This window comes from Roseofilum halophilum BLCC-M91 (assembly GCF_030068445.1).
GTDB lineage: Bacteria > Cyanobacteriota > Cyanobacteriia > Cyanobacteriales > Desertifilaceae > Roseofilum > Roseofilum halophilum.
Map to the genome: position 1 here is coordinate 1 of NZ_JAQPOK010000128.1, position 15,508 is coordinate 15,508.

Sequence of the window (15,508 nt, forward strand, 5' to 3'; positions counted from 1 at the left end):
ACCCGTCGGGAAATGGCAGAAAAGCAAAAGTTTTATGAGCAGCATGGGGTTTTAGAAGCCTATTATTACGATCCAGAGCGCAAGGATTTCTGGGGATTTGTGCGTGAACAGCCGGATGAGGTTTGTACGTTAATCACAGCATTATATTTACCTTGGACATCACCCCTGTTACAGATTCGATTTGAGCTGTTTGGGGATGGGTTATCGGTGTTTTATCCCGATGGGGAAGAGTTTAAGGAACCGGAGACGCTTTTTCTGGAGCGAGATCGAGCGCGACTGGCACAACAGCAGGCGCAAGAGAAACTCAACCAAGCTTTGGCGAAACTTCAGGAATTGGGCATCGATCCGGATACGCTTTAGGGTGATTTAAGGGCGATCGCCAAAATCACTTGGTAAATTAGGATTAACCACAATTTCCTAGGAGTCATAACCGATGATCGACAAGCTCAAATTAATGCTATTCACCCTAGCCATTTCCGGGTTAGGCATTCCGGCATTTGCCTTTACCCTACTCCGGTCATCGGTGGGAGACGCAGGAATTGAAGCCCAACGCTTACATGACTTCCCTTATAACTTGACCGGTAAAAAGATCGCCATCGGTCAGGTGGAAATCGGTCGCCCTGGAGTATTTGGCATCGATAAAAAAACTGACCCCAATCAGGTCATCAGCCCCATGCGCGTCTTTTTTCGGGATGCCTTGGCCGAACATAACAAGCATGTTGACCCCCATGCCCAAAATGTGGCCAGTGTGATGATTAGCTCCAATAAACAGTTTCCTGGCGTAGCTCCCGATGCGCGGCTCTATTCCACGGCAGTGGGGTCTTTACGACGTAGCGGCCAAGCGGAGGAGTGCCTGGCTTCCCAACATCTGGCGATGCAAAATAGTGGGGATTTGCGGGCGGTTAATTTTAGTTTTGGGGAATCATTGAATCAAGACCCCCGGCCGAATGCCCTATTGGATGGCAATGCTCTGTTAACTCAATGTATTGATTGGTCAGCACGGGTGCATAATGTATTTTATGTGATTGCCGGGAACCAGGGTCGGGGCGGGATTTCAATTCCGACCGATACTTACAATGGGGTGACGGTGGCGTTCTCGAAGATCTACGGCGATCGCTATTCTAAGATCGATTTTGCCAATATTGGCGATCCGAGTTTGGGAAATCCCAATCGCATTATTGGCTATGAAACCAATACGGATGGTCGGCGCTCCATTGGTTTAGTGGCTCCAGGGCATAAGGTTCCCTTGGTTAATCTTGATGGTACGGTAGGGTATTCCAGTGGCACGAGTTTTGCTGCTCCCCATGTGACAGCAACGATCGCTTTATTACAAGAATATGGCGATCGCCAATTAGCTCAAGTGAAAGCCGATCCCTTAAAATCGGAACTCAGTCCCCCATGGACAATGGATGCTCGTCAGCAAGAAGTGATGAAAGCAGTGTTACACAATAGTGCCGATAAAATTCAAGATTTGGGGAATGGCTTAAATTTGGGCATGTCGCGCACATTGTACGATCAAAAACATCAGTCTTGGTTCACTTCAGAAGCCTATAGGGATGCTCGCATTCCCCTGGACATTCAAATGGGAGCCGGTCATTTAAATGCCAGTCGTGCCTATCAACAGTTTAGTGCGGGTCAGTGGACTCCCGATAATCCAGTTCCGGCGATCGGTTGGAATTATGACCAGATAGAGAAAGCGGGTAGTTACCAGGATTATATCTTAGAAGAACCTTTACAACAGGGCAGTATGCTCAGTGTTACCCTAGCTTGGAATCGTTTAGTCGAACTTCAAGACCGCAATCAAAATGAGGCCTATGACATCGGGGAAACCTTTGAAGACCGAGGCCTGAATAATTTAGATATATTCCTCATGCCTGCTGACTCTAACGATCTTCGCGATAGTCTTTGGTCTTCAATTAGTGATGTAGATAGTGTAGAACATATGTTTTATCCCATTCCCCGCACGGGCAAGTATAAAATCCGCGTCTACTATCGCCAGCAAGTGAATGAAGCACAGCAATCCTATGCGATCGCCTGGTGGACAGCCCCCGTTGAAAACTAATCCCCTGTTAGAGGTTTGCTACTAAAGTAGTGCAATATAGGAAATATAGGAGTGCGAGCATCTTGCTCGCTGCCTTTCTCTCTAGCTCGTTGCCTTTCTCTAGCGAGCGAGACGCTCGCACTCCCCATTCCCCTACTCCCCCACAGATAGAGGGAAGTGCTGTATTCTCCCGCCCACCTTTGGATTAAACCCCAACGCCTGTTAAAATAATCTATTGTGCAACTGAAATAATAATGAAAATTATACAATCTTTGCATACCGCGATCTTAGTTTCCGACCTAGACAAAGCCGAACACTTCTATAGTAGTGTTCTCGGTTTAACCAAAATCGATCGCCAACTGAAATTTCCCGGTATTTGGTATCAAATTGGACACTATCAACTGCACTTAATGATGCACGCTGATGTAGAAATTACCCGATGGAATTCGCAAAAGTGGGGGCGCAATGCCCATATTGCCTTTGAAGTTGATTCCCTAGAGGAAGTCAAGCAACAACTCACTGCCTATGGATGTAAATTTCAACTGAGTTCCTCCGGGCGATCGGCCCTATTTACCCAAGATCCCGATGGCAATATTCTAGAGCTACAAGAAGTTTAGTCACAGCATTGGATAATGGGTATAATTTACTGAAAGTAAAATCAGCCATTACGGATTAACAACTTTTGGAGAATACTCGATCATGACTCCATTATCCACGATGCAATCGATTCTTGCCCAACTCCCTTCAGAAGCACGTCAATGGACAGAAGGGTTATCTTGGCAACATAGAAGATATGTATTATCCCTATGCCATTTGTTGCTGTCTGCTCCCTCAGAAGTCCAAGCCGAGTTTTTAGATGAATATACAGCCGATGGTATTGTAGCTAAATTAGTCCAAGACCAGAAGACCAAAGAAAAAGTTGAACATTATTTACAACTCTTTCAAATTCCAACTGTCTTGGATGAAAAGAGATTAAGGTTATATATCCGCCAATTTTATGTTCATTCTGCCCATGATTTACGATGTAAGCCCCAAAAATTCTTGGAATCAGTGCTGCAATTAGTTGTAAATCCCCAGGAAAAAAATAATGTTTTCACTTACACCCTTGGCTTTGAACTTTTGCTGATGATGTTTAGCATGAGTTGGCTGCAACACGAACGGCTCTATCTGATGCAAATCAACCAAGAAGTTTTCCTCAATACATATATTAAACCCATTCAACATACCCATAAAATAAATTATATCATTACCCCAAAAGATGAACGCTTATTTTTTGCTAAACGTAGCTTTTTCGTGCAAAAGCCACAAGTTTCAGAAAAAAAAGCAAGAGAATTAGTGATGGCGACATTTAACACGGAAACCGTAACCAATTTAGGGCTTGCTGTGATTCGTCACCAGAATGCTTTTGTTTTTGATCGCGATTATATTTTTAGTGAAGAAGATGCCGAAAATCCCTTAATTTAGTTTTGCCTATCCTGATAAAATTCAAAAAAAAGCGGAGGCTTGAAAACCAGACCACACCTTACCTTTAGCCACCTTAAATAATTCCGGATGTTGAGATTGGCGTTGCAACCAAATGGGAGAAAATCCAGCTTCTATGGCTCCCAAATAATCATCTTCATAACTATCACCAATATGTAAAGCTTGATGAGGTTTATAGCCATGTTTAGCTAGGGCGACATGAAAGATTTTCGAGGTTGGTTTAGCTGCCCCCACTTCAGTAGAAATGGTAATAGATTTCATGAAATGCTTTAGCCCTAGGGCATTGAGAACTTTATGTAAACGGGAGTCAAAGTTAGAAATCACCCCCAGCTCAATGCCTTGATTTTTCCAGCTTAAAAGGGCCGATTTAACTTCGGGGTAAACAAACCAGGGATAAAGGGTGGCAAAATAATGATAAAGTTCATTAAAAAAGCGGTCAAAATCCGTAAACCGATCGATAACCTCTGCTTGGGCAAAGGTATCAAAGGCGATCGCCTTCCACCAATCAAACTCATAAGACTGTAGCTCTTGACTCTCAATGTCTGGAAAGGCAGCCGGTGGAGCCTTTCTGAAGCTCTCAGAAAAGGTTTGATCGATCAGATCGGCAGAAACTTCAACCCCAAATCCTTGTGCGAATTGGCTATAAATTTCTCCTACACTGCCGCGTACTCCAAAGAGTGTACCTACGGCATCTAAGAATATAACCTTCGGTTTTGACATAGTGATGGCTTTGAGCGTCTAATCTAACATTATCTCTTGTAAGGGTTGCGTAAGCCAGTTAAAGGCAACTTTTAATTGGTGGTTTAGGGTGGGAAGGCGATAGAGATAAACCAGACGACGGGCGATATGGGCTAGGGGGCCATCGAGCTGAAGCCCTAAACCGGTTAAGGTAGCATTATCGATACCCAGGGCCATCATTTCACCCAGGTGAGAATAGCGCACGGGGAGCAGGGGCCGATCGCACAAAGAAGCCCAGACATTCCAGGCACAATAATCTGCCTGTTGGATGGCGGCTTGGGCGGTTTTCGGTAGCACTTGACCGGTGGCATCGCAGGAGTCAGAAAGGTCGCCAAGAATGAAATAATGGGGACGATCGATCGCCTGTAAAGTCGGGGTTGTCGTAATCTGGCCGCGAGGATTCTTTTTCAGATCCAGAGCTTGGATACTGGGCGGAATTTGGGTTCCCACTGTCCACAGCACCAGATCCACGGGAATGGTATCTTCCTGACCTTTATAATACAGGGAAATAGAATCCGGGGCGATCGCCTCAATCGTCGTTTCTAAATCGATCCACACTCCTTTTTGTTTTAAGGCAGTTTCGGCAGCTTGGCGGTTAAACTCCGGAGAATTGGCTAAAATACAATCCCCTTTTTCTACCAGGCGAATGCGTCCCCGATCGCCTAAGCGATCGGCTAACTTACAGGCTAATTCTACGCCACTGTAACCCGCACCGGCGATCGCCACCCGAATCACCTCTTTCTCCGATGCAATCGAGCTGCGTAAACTCTCCTCCAAGCGATAGACATCTTCCAGTGTCCGAAACGGAATCGCATATTCCTGACATCCAGGAACCCAACTTAACGGCGTTTCTCCTCCCAGAGCTAACACAATGCGATCGCCCTGTAAAACCTGTCCTGAGTCCAGAGTAACCTCTTGAGTCTCCAGATTAATTTGGCTCACTTCTGCTTGCATAAACCTCACCCCAGTGTCCGCCAACAGCTCCACATAAGGCGGCGCAATTTCCCAGGTCTGCATCTCCCCAGTCACCAACTCATATAATAGGGGCATAAACAAAAATCGGTCTTGGCGATCGATTAAAACAATCTCTGGTTTTTCCCGTCCCTCCCAAGAAAACTCACTCAAACGCAGGGCTGTATACAACCCCCCAAAACCACCACCAAGGATACAAACGCGCGTAGATCGTTGTAACATAACAGAAGACTCAGACATCCACAAGAGAACTTCTTACAGCATAACAATGGGTAATGGGTAATGGGTAATCGGTAATGGGTAATGGGTAATGGGTAATCGGTAATCGGTAATCGGTAATCGGTAATCGGTAATCTCCCCCATCCTCCACAAAGCACTGGTAAGATGATCGAGGCAAGAAACTCGATCCTTAGGAGGTTACCATGGCCAGAAATCAATCAGACGTTGGCGTATCCGGAATCCTGTTTGGCATTATTGCAGCATCAATCATTTTACTCGGTGCAAACAGCTTTGTAATTATCAATCCCGGTCAAGCTGGCGTTCTCAGTGTTTTAGGAAAAGCCAGAGATGGGGCACTCCTGGAAGGAATTCACTTCAAACCCCCTTTAATTGCAAACGTTGATGTCTATGATGTCACCGTGCAAAAATTTGAAGTCCCTGCCCAAAGTTCCACCCGTGACTTACAAGAATTAAGCGCCAGTTTTGCCATTAACTTTCGCCTCGATCCACTTCAAGTCGTAGAAATTCGCCGCACCCAAGGAACCCTACAAAATTTGGTTTCTAAAGTCATTGCGCCCCAAACCCAAGAATCGTTTAAAATTGCGGCGGCAGTGCGAACCGTAGAAGAATCGATCACCAAACGGACAGAATTGAAGCAAGATTTTGATGTAGCCTTGGGTCAAAGACTCGAAAAATACGGCATTATTGTCCTCGATACCAGCGTGATTGACCTGACTTTTTCTGCCGAATTTGCTCGTGCGGTAGAAGACAAACAAATTGCCGAACAACGGGCCCAGCGAGCTATTTATATTGCTCAAGAAGCCGAACAAGAAGCCCAAGCCGATATTAACCGCGCCAAAGGGAAAGCCGAAGCTCAACGGCTCTTAGCCGAGACGTTAAAGGCCCAAGGGGGGTCATTAGTGCTACAAAAAGAGGCGATCGAAGCCTGGAAACAAGGAGGGGCACAAATGCCCAAAGTCTTGGTCACTGGAAGTCAGAATTCAGGTGTACCGTTTTTATTTAATCTCGGTAATCTGGAACAAGCTGTAGATTAGTAGGGGCAGAACACAATCTGTAGGGGCAGAACACAATCTGTAGGGGCAGAACACAATCTGTAGGGGCAGAACACAATCTGTAGGGGCAGAAACAATCTGTAGGGGCAGAACACAATCTGTAGGGGCAGAACACAATCTGTAGGGGCGGGTTTCAAACCCGCCCCTACTTAATTGCCATTGATTGTATTGACTGTATTAACTGTGTTGACGCAGTTTGCTACCCGCGAACATCAAACCAACCAAGGCTAAACCAGCCACTGCCGTAGGTTCGGGAACAGGAACACTGGGAACTTCTTCAAATGTACCTTGGATAGCCATACCATCGTTAGTGCATTCAGCAAACAGATGAGCCACAAATTCACCGAGCATTTCCGGGGTTTTGGTGAAGCTAAACCCGAAAGTTGTCGCACCCAGCGTATTGCTTCCGACTCCAAAAGCGCCCCCAAAGTCTAAGCCTAAACCGCTCAGTTGGGACTGATTTAACAGTTGGAAGTTATCATTTTCTACCTTAGTTCCAGACTTGATGGAGGTAGGAGCGCTACGCCAAGAGTTGTAATAGGACAGTTCAGAAGATTCTAAATCACCGAAGGACTTAATACCTGCATTGCGATCTTGAACATTGGCAGTGCGGTTCTTTGTCTCGTTGTCATGCTTTTTGATAGTAGACCAACCACTGTTTTTGGCGGTAACGTTTTTGGTGGTGATATCTTTGTACAGACCTAGAGCGTTGGTTCCTTGGGCAGCATCAGCAGCCGCGCTGTCGAGTCCCCGTCCGAAGGAGTCGTTGGTTTCGGCAAAGTGAATACCGTACTGCTCGCCACCGACGCTGAAGAGGAAATCTCCCCAACCGATATTATCGTCTTTGGCAGGGCCATGATGTCTTCCCTCTAAGCCTAGGTTGGTGTTAATCCCAACTGTGATGGTGTCTCCATCTTGGTGAACTGCCATACCATACATTTCATAGCCCGATGCTATGCGGCCATTAAACTGCTCATAGCCACCTGTACCATCGTTGGAATAGTCACGAGCGTAGTTCCAACCATTGTAGAAGCTTCCGGCTTGGGCAACTCCGGTCATACTCAGTAAACAAGCGGTGGTTGTAGCAGTACCGATAAGAGTTTGAATAGAATTAAGTTTCATGAGGTTTGCTCCTTCTCCTTTGTGTTGTCTTGTGTGCTAAACCGCCGCTCTCCAGGTTAATCAAGATGAACAGTCATCTTTGCTTTAACAGATGCACGGAACGCTAACGGCGTTTAGTGGGCTTTGTTTTTACCCTATATTCAGCATATGCCAGTTTCTCAACTGTGCCATCAGGAGAGTTGCTGAATTTAGATTGCGCCTAACATGAAGGATGGGTGAAGGATACGGAGTCAGGAGAGGAGATACCCCTAGAAATCCGTATTTTTAAAGCCAAGCTTTATTTATCTGACGAAAGAATATCAAAACCTACGCAAATCCCCAGTAGTTCTGGCAGGTTGCAGAGAAAGACTGCCAGAGCTGACTGAGAGTAGCTCCATCGTCGCCAGGGTCAATTCCGGATGAGTTGAACATTAATTTTGGAGAATAAATTTTGCAGAGGACATCCTTTCCCTAGATAGTACAGGGCTTAGGGCGATCCGATCGCCCTAATGGCAGTTTTTAAGGATCGCTATTGTCCATCTATAGCAGCCCTCAGATACCCCTAAATTCCATAGAGTCATCCCATTCTCCGTGTCCCCGTGTCCCCGTGTCCCCCTGTCTGGAGTATCTTGCCCACTCGAAGCTTAAAATCATTCCCCCATTCCCCATTGCCCCACCTTCTGCAAGAAGTCTATTGTTGCACCGGGATTTCAATCCGGAACGTTGTCCCCTCACCCACTGTAGACTGACAACTACATTTCCCCTGATGCTTCTCCACGATAATTTGATAGCTAATCGCTAAACCCATGCCCGTACCCTTACCCATGGGTTTAGTGGTAAAAAACGGATCGAACAATCTCGATTGAACCTCTTCTGGAATGCCTAATGCATTATCTTCAATCTCAATGACAACCCAATCTTGTCCTGAAGCCTCTGGAGAGTACACAGAGGTCTCAATCTTAATCTGGTTAGGATAAGCCTCCAACTCCCCATAAGTCAAATTCTGTTTGGTATTTGCTTCCTCTAGGGCATCAATGGCATTAGCAATTAAATTCATAAACACCTGATTTAACTGACTGGGATAGCATTCTACGGCAGGAAGGGTGCTGTAATTTTTTACAACTTTAATCTCTGGGCGATGAGATTTCGGCTTGAGTCGATTATTTAAGATCAGCAGGGTACTATCGATTCCTTCATGGATATTGACTGCCTTAACTTCACTTTCATCTAGACGAGAGAAGTTGCGTAGCGATCGCACGATTTCCCGAATGCGATCGGCTCCAATTTGCATCGACTGGAGTAATTTGGGTAAATCCTCCATTAAAAACTCTAAATCTGCGTCTTCACATTCTTCCTTTATCTCTTCAGGAGGTACAGGGTAAAACTTCTGATACAGCTCAAGAATGGTCAGTAAATCCTGGGTATAATTATCAGCATGGGCAAGATTACCATAAATAAAATTCACAGGATTATTGATTTCATGGGCAATTCCTGCTACCAATTGTCCTAAGCCGGACATCTTTTCACTTTGAATTAAGTGAGTTTGAGCTTGTTTAAGTTCCAGAAGAGTCTGTTCGAGTTGCCGAGCCTTTTCCTTTTCTTGTGCCTCTGATATTTTCAAGGCTTGATTCACTTTTTCGAGTTCGTCTGCTTTTTTCAAAACAATTTTTATGATTGAGTTATGTAGACCCAATGCTGCATCAATTTCACATTTTTTCCAAGCAGAAGATTGTAAGTGAACGGTTTCTTTCCACAACTCAAAAGATTGTCTAGGGCAAAGTACATCAGGATTTTTACTATTTTCTAACGTCTTTTCTGGGTTCCCAGCCCAAGTGACGGTCTCCACCACTTCGGGACGAAACCAGATTAAATACTGGTTTTGAGTTGGTGTAATCTTGATAGCGAGTATCCCACTGGCGACATTTTTATAGGCAGTGGCTTCAGGATCGATTTCTGCTAAACAGGTTGTGGAAAAGAAACGAGATTCTCCTATATAGTAACCTAGATTCTCTTTGAATTTGTTGACATAGCTAATGTCAGGAGTTTCACCCATGAGTACACAGCGATCGCCCAAACAAATGGCCGCCCCTCTAGCATTGACTAAATCCAGAAGATCGGCTTCATTATTAACCAATCCTTCTACATAACTGGGAGCATTAGACATGCTCTCTAATAAACGGGATTGAATATCTTTGAGGTCTAATTTATATTCATAGTCTTCATTATGCTCCTTGTAAACCAATTCCAAGGACAGAGACTGGGCCAAAAACTCACAGGCCGAACGCTGCTCGTGGGATAGGGAAATCGGGGTATAATGATGACAGGCAATTAAGCCCCAAAGTTGTTGATTTTTAATTAAGGAAAGAGTCATAGAAGAGCGCACACCCATATTCCTTAAATATTGCAGATGACAGGTAGAAGCCGATCTTAACCACGACCCTTTCAAGTCCGTTTTGTAATGGGTTAACGGGTTAACATCAGGAAGCAACTCTACTGCGTCTACATGGACATCAAAAATAAATCTCAACCAATTTTTCAGAAACAGATTCCGCGCATCTTCAGGAATGTCAATATCGGGATAATGTAATCCCAAATAGGACTCTATATCTTCCCGTTTAGATTCAGCAATCACACTACCATGATGATCTTCATAAAATTTATAGAGCATCACTCGGTCAAATTTTGTGATTTCACGAATATTGTGAACAGCGATTTTACAAACTTCTGCCAAGTTTTGAGCCGTATTGAGGGCGATGGTTGCCGATCGGGTCAGATGATAAAAATTGAGGTTTTGATTAAAATCTGGATCGATGGTTTTTTCTAATTCTAGAATCACTCCATCATTCTGACGATGCATCCTTCCAGTTAACTCAAGAGGTTCTAGGGCATGAACCTGGAGCTTGAGGGGACTATTGCTCTGAAGACTGGCAGAGGCTAGATGCTGCTCGACAATTTGCAGTTGCGAGGGGTCTAATAAGACGGATAAGGGTTGATTGAGGAGGCGATCTGGAGCATAGCCTAAGAAAGATTCTACATTTTGACTCACTTGTAGAATCGTTAACTCTGGTTCTTTTAAGACCAACAGGACTCCATGGGGTTGAATAGCGCTAGGAAAATGAACGGCTTCTTGTTGAGCGATCGCCCAATTGCGAGAGCGACGTAAGCTAATATTGAATTGAGTATTCATAAAGTTCACAGTGGAGAGACAATAACGCTAAATGATGGCTAGGAAAGGAGCAGAAAGATTAAGCTAGGAGCATTCTTCGCATTAGTCTTCAAGGATGCATAACAGATCTAGGAATCTATTGTAGCTCAAGACTTAAACAGAACCTGGAAAAGGGTAAAAGCACGGTAGAGATCGGCAGAATATCCCGATCCGTGTTTCCAGGGTAGGATTAGGGTTTAAAGTTAAATTAGGCAAATCTAATGAATATAACGCGGGATTCAAGTGCAAGATATAGAAGGTAACCACATCCGACTCAATAAGGTCACCAGGGAATGGGTCATCTATGCGCCCAAGAGAAAGCACCGTCCCCAGGATTTGCGACAAGCTTGTATTATCGATCATCCGATCTCCCTTCCTTGTCCCTTTTGTCCGGGGGGCAGTCATGAAGAGGAACAGATTTTACTAGAAGTCCCCAAAATTAAGGGTTCTGGGTGGCAAACCCGTGTCGTTGCCAATCGCTATCCAGCCCTTTCGACTGACGGAAATACCCAGCGTTCTTCCCATGGTATTTATCTCATGATGCCCGGTTATGGTCGCCATGAGGTGATCATAGAAAGTCCAGATCATGATAAGGATATTCCGACCATGGAGCGATCCGAAGTAGAACTGATTGTGGAAACCTATCATCATCGCTACATCGATCTGATGCGGGAACATGAGAGTATGATGGGGATTATCTTCCGCAATCATGGACAACGGGCGGGAGCCTCCCAATCCCATCCCCATTCCCAGATTATCATTACCAGTGTTGTGCCTCAACAGCGACGCTGGCGGGAGGAGGAAGCCCAACGATATTATGATGACTGGGGGCGGTGTTTGTACTGTGATATTCTCAAGTTTGAGTATAAGGAGCAAACGCGGGTTGTAGAGGAGAATAATTCATTTTTGGCGTTCGTACCGTTTGCGGCTCAAGTGCCGTTTGAGATATCGATCGCCCCGAAAGATCATGAGGCGGATTTTGGTAGTATGAGAGATAGGGAAAAAGCGGATTTTGCTGCCATCCTCCAAAGTGTTCTGACTCGGTTATCGGACAAGCTCAACGACCCAGACTATAACTATATTATTAATACGGCGGCTCGCTATAAGGCGGAAGAACCCCAAGTTCACTGGTATTGCCAAATTCGACCCCGGTTAACGACTCCTGCGGGGTTTGAAATTGCCTCTAGTGTCAGTATTAATCCGTCTTTGCCGGAATGGGATGCCCAGTTTTTGCGAGAATAGGGCGTTGGGGAGATGGGGGGACGCGGGGACGCGGGGTTTCTGATACCCATTACCCATTACCCTTCTGCCGCGCGTTTTCGGATGAAAGTCCGACATGTTCATGTCGGCGACAGCCGAAACCTGTCCGCGAAGCCCAAAGTGCTGTATTTTAGTCATGCAGTGCGATCGCCTCTCTGGTTAGAGGATAGCAAAAGGCAGGAACCAGGACTTCTTCAGGAATTCCTTGCTCAATTAAATCTTCAGCAAAGTATTCCACATTATTTTGTTCGATATGAACTAAACCATCAATAATGCGTAGGTGAGCCAGAATACCGTGAATACGCCGATCTCCATTCCAACCAACACTCATTAGCAGATAGTTGTCTGTTTCTTCGTCACAAATAGCTATGGTTTCGTCAATATCTCTTGATTTCGACCATTCCAGATGTTCGGCTAAAACGGTACGAATAATACTACGGTAGTGTTCTAGTCGATCCATTGCTCGATCTCCTCCAAATTTGGATTAAATACAATAAGATGAATTTTCTCATCTTCAATTAGATTCTGGATAATTGTCTTTTGAAAGAGTTGTTGATAGATGGTTGAGCTAATAGCAAGATAAGGTTGACGGGTAGAGCCACTTCTTTTTAAGATAGAACGATACAAAACATATTGCCCAATTGCTTTTTCTAGTTCTGAAATCTGCCCAATATTGCCAAACACTTTAATTTCAACAGCAAGAGAAATAGAGTAGCGATCGCTCGCTGGTTTTTCAGCGCCGAGGTCGGGATAAACTCGTAGTTCAAGATTCCCTAGAATAAGCGGATCGTGAGTAATAGTCCAGCCCTCTTTAATCAGAGCATTTCTGACAATATTATGATAGCGATCGCGACGGGGCATAGTAAGCTAGTGGCTGGATATCTTTTTATTTTACTCAAGGCCCAACCTTGGATTGTCCGGGTTGGACATTGAGCTGTTCATCGCTTGGGGGCACGGAGTTTGGGAGAAACCGTATGATGCAGGCAGTCAAGGGAGTAGGATAGATCTAAGCTGGGTTAACGAATCAATTATGGGTAATACCTTCGGGCATTTATTTCGGATCGCGACATTTGGAGAGTCCCATGGGGGTGGGGTGGGAGTAATTATTGATGGTTGTCCACCCCGTCTAGAGATTTCGGCAGAGGAGATTCAGGTGGAGTTGGATCGCCGTCGGCCGGGACAGAGTAAAATTACGACACCGCGTAAGGAAACGGATACTTGTCAGATTCTTTCGGGAGTGTTTGACGGGAAAACTCTGGGGACTCCAATTATGATTTTGGTTCCGAATAAGGATACCCGCCCCCAAGATTATGATGAAATGGCGCAAAAATACCGGCCCTCCCATGCAGATGCCACCTATGATGCTAAATATGGGATTCGCAACTGGCAAGGGGGGGGACGCTCTTCGGCACGGGAAACCATTGGTCGAGTGGCAGCCGGGGCGATCGCCAAAAAGATCCTCAAACAGGCGGCTGGGGTGGAAATTATTGGCTATGTGAAGCGTATTCAAGATTTAGAGGCGATCGTCGATCCGGAAACGGTAACCCTCGAACAAGTCGAAAGTAATATTGTCCGTTGTCCCGATCCCGAAGCTTATGAACGGATGATCGAGCGCATTGAAGCCATTAAACGGGAAGGGGACTCCCTGGGTGGGGTAGTCGAATGTGTGGCTCGTCATCTGCCTAAAGGTCTAGGAATGCCGGTTTTTGATAAACTAGAGGCGGATTTGGCTAAAGGGGTGATGTCTCTACCAGCGAGTAAAGGATTTGAGATCGGTTCTGGGTTTGCCGGAACTCTGCTCACCGGGAGCGAACATAACGATGAATTTACCCTAGATAACCGAGGGCAAGTCCGAACGGCTACTAATCGCTCCGGAGGCATTCAAGGGGGAATTTCCAATGGAGAATCGATTATTCTCCGAGCCGCGTTTAAACCTACTGCCACCATTCGTAAAGAACAGCGCACGGTTACCAAAGAAGGCCAAGAAACCCTTCTAGCGGCTAAAGGTCGTCACGATCCTTGCGTTTTACCTAGAGCCGTGCCTATGGTAGAAGCAATGGTTGCTCTGGTTTTATGCGACCACCTCCTACGTCACCAAGGTCAATGCGGAACACTCAATCATGATTAGTCAGCACTCTTCTTCACTCTTTGAGGTTCAATTTTGGGGGGTACGGGGGAGTGTCCCCGCGCCCGGCCCGGAAACGGTGCGCTATGGTGGCAATACCTCCTGCCTGGAAATGCGGATTGGAGATCGGCATTTTATTTTTGATGGCGGAACGGGTTTACGCGCTTTAGGCGATCGCCTCTCTGAAGAATCCCCTCTAGATATCAATCTCTTTTTTACCCATTACCATTGGGATCATATTCAAGGTGTGCCCTTTTTCGTTCCCCTGTTTACCCCAGGCAATCAAATCCATGTTTGGGGAGATGTCCCTGACTCAAGCGAGTCCCTAGAAGACCATTTCCATCACGCTATTCTCCATATCAATTCTCCGGTTCCCTCACCCATACCCAAGGCACAGATGCAATTTTCTAAGCTAACGCCGGGAAGTGTGATTAGCCTAGATGATATTGAGATTGAAACGGGACATCTGAACCATCCTAATGGGGCGATGGGTTATCGGATTACTTGGCAAGGACACACGGCCGTTTATTGTACGGATACGGAGCATTATAGCGATCGCCTGGATGAAGATATCCTCAAGTTGGCTCGTGATGCCGATATCCTGATCTACGATGCCATGTACACCGACAATGAATACAGTAATCCTAAATCCCCTAAAGTCGGTTGGGGCCATTCTACTTGGCAAGAAGGGGTGAAAGTGGCTGAAGCCGCAGGCGTGAAAAAGCTGGTGATTTTCCACCATGAACCTAATCATGATGATGATACCCTCGACCAAATTCAAGAGGAAGTTCAAAAGCACTACCCGAATACGGTTTTGGCCCGGGAAGGCATGATTTTAAGCCCGATCGCCCCTTAATCTTGAGAAGGGTCTTCAGGCGGTTTTTCTAAGCCTAACTGGTGTTTACTTTGTTCTAGCTCTAGCCATAATTGGTGAATTCGTTCGTAGGCTTCTAGGGGGGTAATCTTACCACCGGTTTCTAAAGAACAAATATAGGTTACTTTTTGGGCAAATTCTTGCAAGTTGGCATCAAAAACTAGATATTCTGGCTTAAACTCACCGTAATATCGACTACGAGGATACAAAAATTCAGATGGGTCAGCCATAGCGCATGTCCTTGAGGATCTCAAATTAGGCCCACTATAACAAGTGTGTATTGTAAAGTTTAACTTAAAATACAGTCAAGTATAGTCATTCATGGTAAAATAGAACCATGAAACTCTCAGACTATGCCAAAAAAGCCGGGGTGAGTTATCAAACAGCGTGGAGATGGGAAAAACCGTTGAGATTGTCA

15 protein-coding genes and 1 pseudogene are annotated in these 15,508 nt (G+C 45.4%); 8 read left to right on the forward strand and 8 right to left on the reverse strand.

Features of this window, described 5'->3' with window-relative positions:
* The 4 genes and pseudogenes from PJF56_RS16785 to PJF56_RS16800 form a co-directional block, all read left to right on the forward strand.
* Positions 1–360 (forward strand): annotated as a pseudogene (locus tag PJF56_RS16785) (Uma2 family endonuclease); the annotation flags it as partial.
* A 73-nt stretch (positions 361–433) separates the two neighbouring features.
* On the forward strand, positions 434–2,062 hold the full coding sequence (locus tag PJF56_RS16790) for a S8 family serine peptidase (protein ID WP_283763846.1): 1,629 nt from the start codon (positions 434–436) through the stop codon (positions 2,060–2,062).
* 233 nt (positions 2,063–2,295) lie between these two features.
* A complete protein-coding gene (locus PJF56_RS16795; RefSeq protein ID WP_283763847.1) occupies positions 2,296–2,658 on the forward strand; it encodes a VOC family protein in 363 nt (120 codons plus the stop codon).
* 82 nt (positions 2,659–2,740) lie between these two features.
* Positions 2,741–3,505: a hypothetical protein gene (locus tag PJF56_RS16800; protein ID WP_283763848.1), complete on the forward strand. Its 765-nt coding sequence runs from the start codon at positions 2,741–2,743 to the stop codon at positions 3,503–3,505.
* Between the two features lie 21 nt (positions 3,506–3,526).
* On the opposite strand, the gene PJF56_RS16805 is transcribed toward PJF56_RS16800, so the two are convergent.
* Genes PJF56_RS16805 through PJF56_RS16815 form a run of 3 tightly spaced genes read right to left on the reverse strand, consistent with a single transcriptional unit; the run spans position 3,527 to position 5,630 of the window.
* Positions 3,527–4,243 (reverse strand): HAD-IA family hydrolase, encoded by a 717-nt coding sequence (locus tag PJF56_RS16805; protein ID WP_283763849.1) that lies wholly within the window; start codon positions 4,241–4,243, stop codon positions 3,527–3,529.
* A gap of 18 nt (positions 4,244–4,261) precedes the next feature.
* Complete coding sequence (locus tag PJF56_RS16810) at positions 4,262–5,455, reverse strand: NAD(P)/FAD-dependent oxidoreductase (protein WP_283763850.1); 1,194 nt, start codon at positions 5,453–5,455, stop codon at positions 4,262–4,264.
* 10 nt (positions 5,456–5,465) lie between these two features.
* Positions 5,466–5,630, reverse strand: a complete 165-nt coding sequence (locus PJF56_RS16815) for a hypothetical protein (RefSeq protein WP_283763851.1) — start codon at positions 5,628–5,630, stop codon at positions 5,466–5,468.
* A 25-nt stretch (positions 5,631–5,655) separates the two neighbouring features.
* Here PJF56_RS16815 and PJF56_RS16820 point away from each other — a divergent pair, with 25 nt between their 5' ends.
* Positions 5,656–6,507 carry a prohibitin family protein gene (locus PJF56_RS16820; RefSeq protein WP_283763852.1) on the forward strand — a complete coding sequence of 284 codons (852 nt, stop codon included), beginning with the start codon at positions 5,656–5,658 and terminating at the stop codon, positions 6,505–6,507.
* Positions 6,508–6,702: 195 nt separating this feature from the next.
* Here the strand turns inward: PJF56_RS16820 and PJF56_RS16825 are convergent, their stop codons facing one another.
* Together PJF56_RS16825 and PJF56_RS16830 are read right to left on the reverse strand one after the other, a co-directional pair.
* Positions 6,703–7,647, reverse strand: a complete 945-nt coding sequence (locus PJF56_RS16825) for an XDD3 family exosortase-dependent surface protein (protein WP_283763853.1) — start codon at positions 7,645–7,647, stop codon at positions 6,703–6,705.
* 670 nt (positions 7,648–8,317) lie between these two features.
* Entirely contained in the window at positions 8,318–10,813 is a 2,496-nt protein-coding gene (locus PJF56_RS16830) for an ATP-binding protein (RefSeq protein WP_283763854.1), read from the reverse strand.
* A gap of 270 nt (positions 10,814–11,083) precedes the next feature.
* Between PJF56_RS16830 and galT the strand changes: the two genes are divergently transcribed.
* On the forward strand, positions 11,084–12,073 hold the full coding sequence (gene galT / locus PJF56_RS16835; protein ID WP_347179571.1) for a galactose-1-phosphate uridylyltransferase: 990 nt from the start codon (positions 11,084–11,086) through the stop codon (positions 12,071–12,073).
* 148 nt (positions 12,074–12,221) lie between these two features.
* Here galT and PJF56_RS16840 read toward each other — a convergent pair whose 3' ends face one another.
* Both PJF56_RS16840 and PJF56_RS16845 read right to left on the reverse strand, forming a co-directional pair.
* Complete coding sequence (locus tag PJF56_RS16840) at positions 12,222–12,551, reverse strand: element excision factor XisI family protein (protein WP_283763856.1); 330 nt, start codon at positions 12,549–12,551, stop codon at positions 12,222–12,224.
* Entirely contained in the window at positions 12,539–12,952 is a 414-nt protein-coding gene (locus PJF56_RS16845) for an element excision factor XisH family protein (RefSeq protein WP_283763857.1), read from the reverse strand. The genes PJF56_RS16840 and PJF56_RS16845 overlap by 13 nt, the downstream gene beginning before the upstream one ends.
* A gap of 169 nt (positions 12,953–13,121) precedes the next feature.
* On the opposite strand from PJF56_RS16845, the gene aroC reads away from it, so the two are divergent.
* Positions 13,122–14,219 carry a chorismate synthase gene (aroC, locus tag PJF56_RS16850; protein ID WP_283763858.1) on the forward strand — a complete coding sequence of 366 codons (1,098 nt, stop codon included), beginning with the start codon at positions 13,122–13,124 and terminating at the stop codon, positions 14,217–14,219.
* Positions 14,212–15,072: an MBL fold metallo-hydrolase gene (locus PJF56_RS16855; RefSeq protein ID WP_283763859.1), complete on the forward strand. Its 861-nt coding sequence runs from the start codon at positions 14,212–14,214 to the stop codon at positions 15,070–15,072. Before aroC ends, PJF56_RS16855 begins: the two co-directional genes overlap by 8 nt.
* Here PJF56_RS16855 and PJF56_RS16860 read toward each other — a convergent pair.
* Complete coding sequence (locus tag PJF56_RS16860; RefSeq protein WP_283763860.1) at positions 15,069–15,320, reverse strand: DUF7219 family protein; 252 nt, start codon at positions 15,318–15,320, stop codon at positions 15,069–15,071. The genes PJF56_RS16855 and PJF56_RS16860 overlap by 4 nt on opposite strands.
* Between the last annotated feature and the right edge of the window lie 188 nt (positions 15,321–15,508).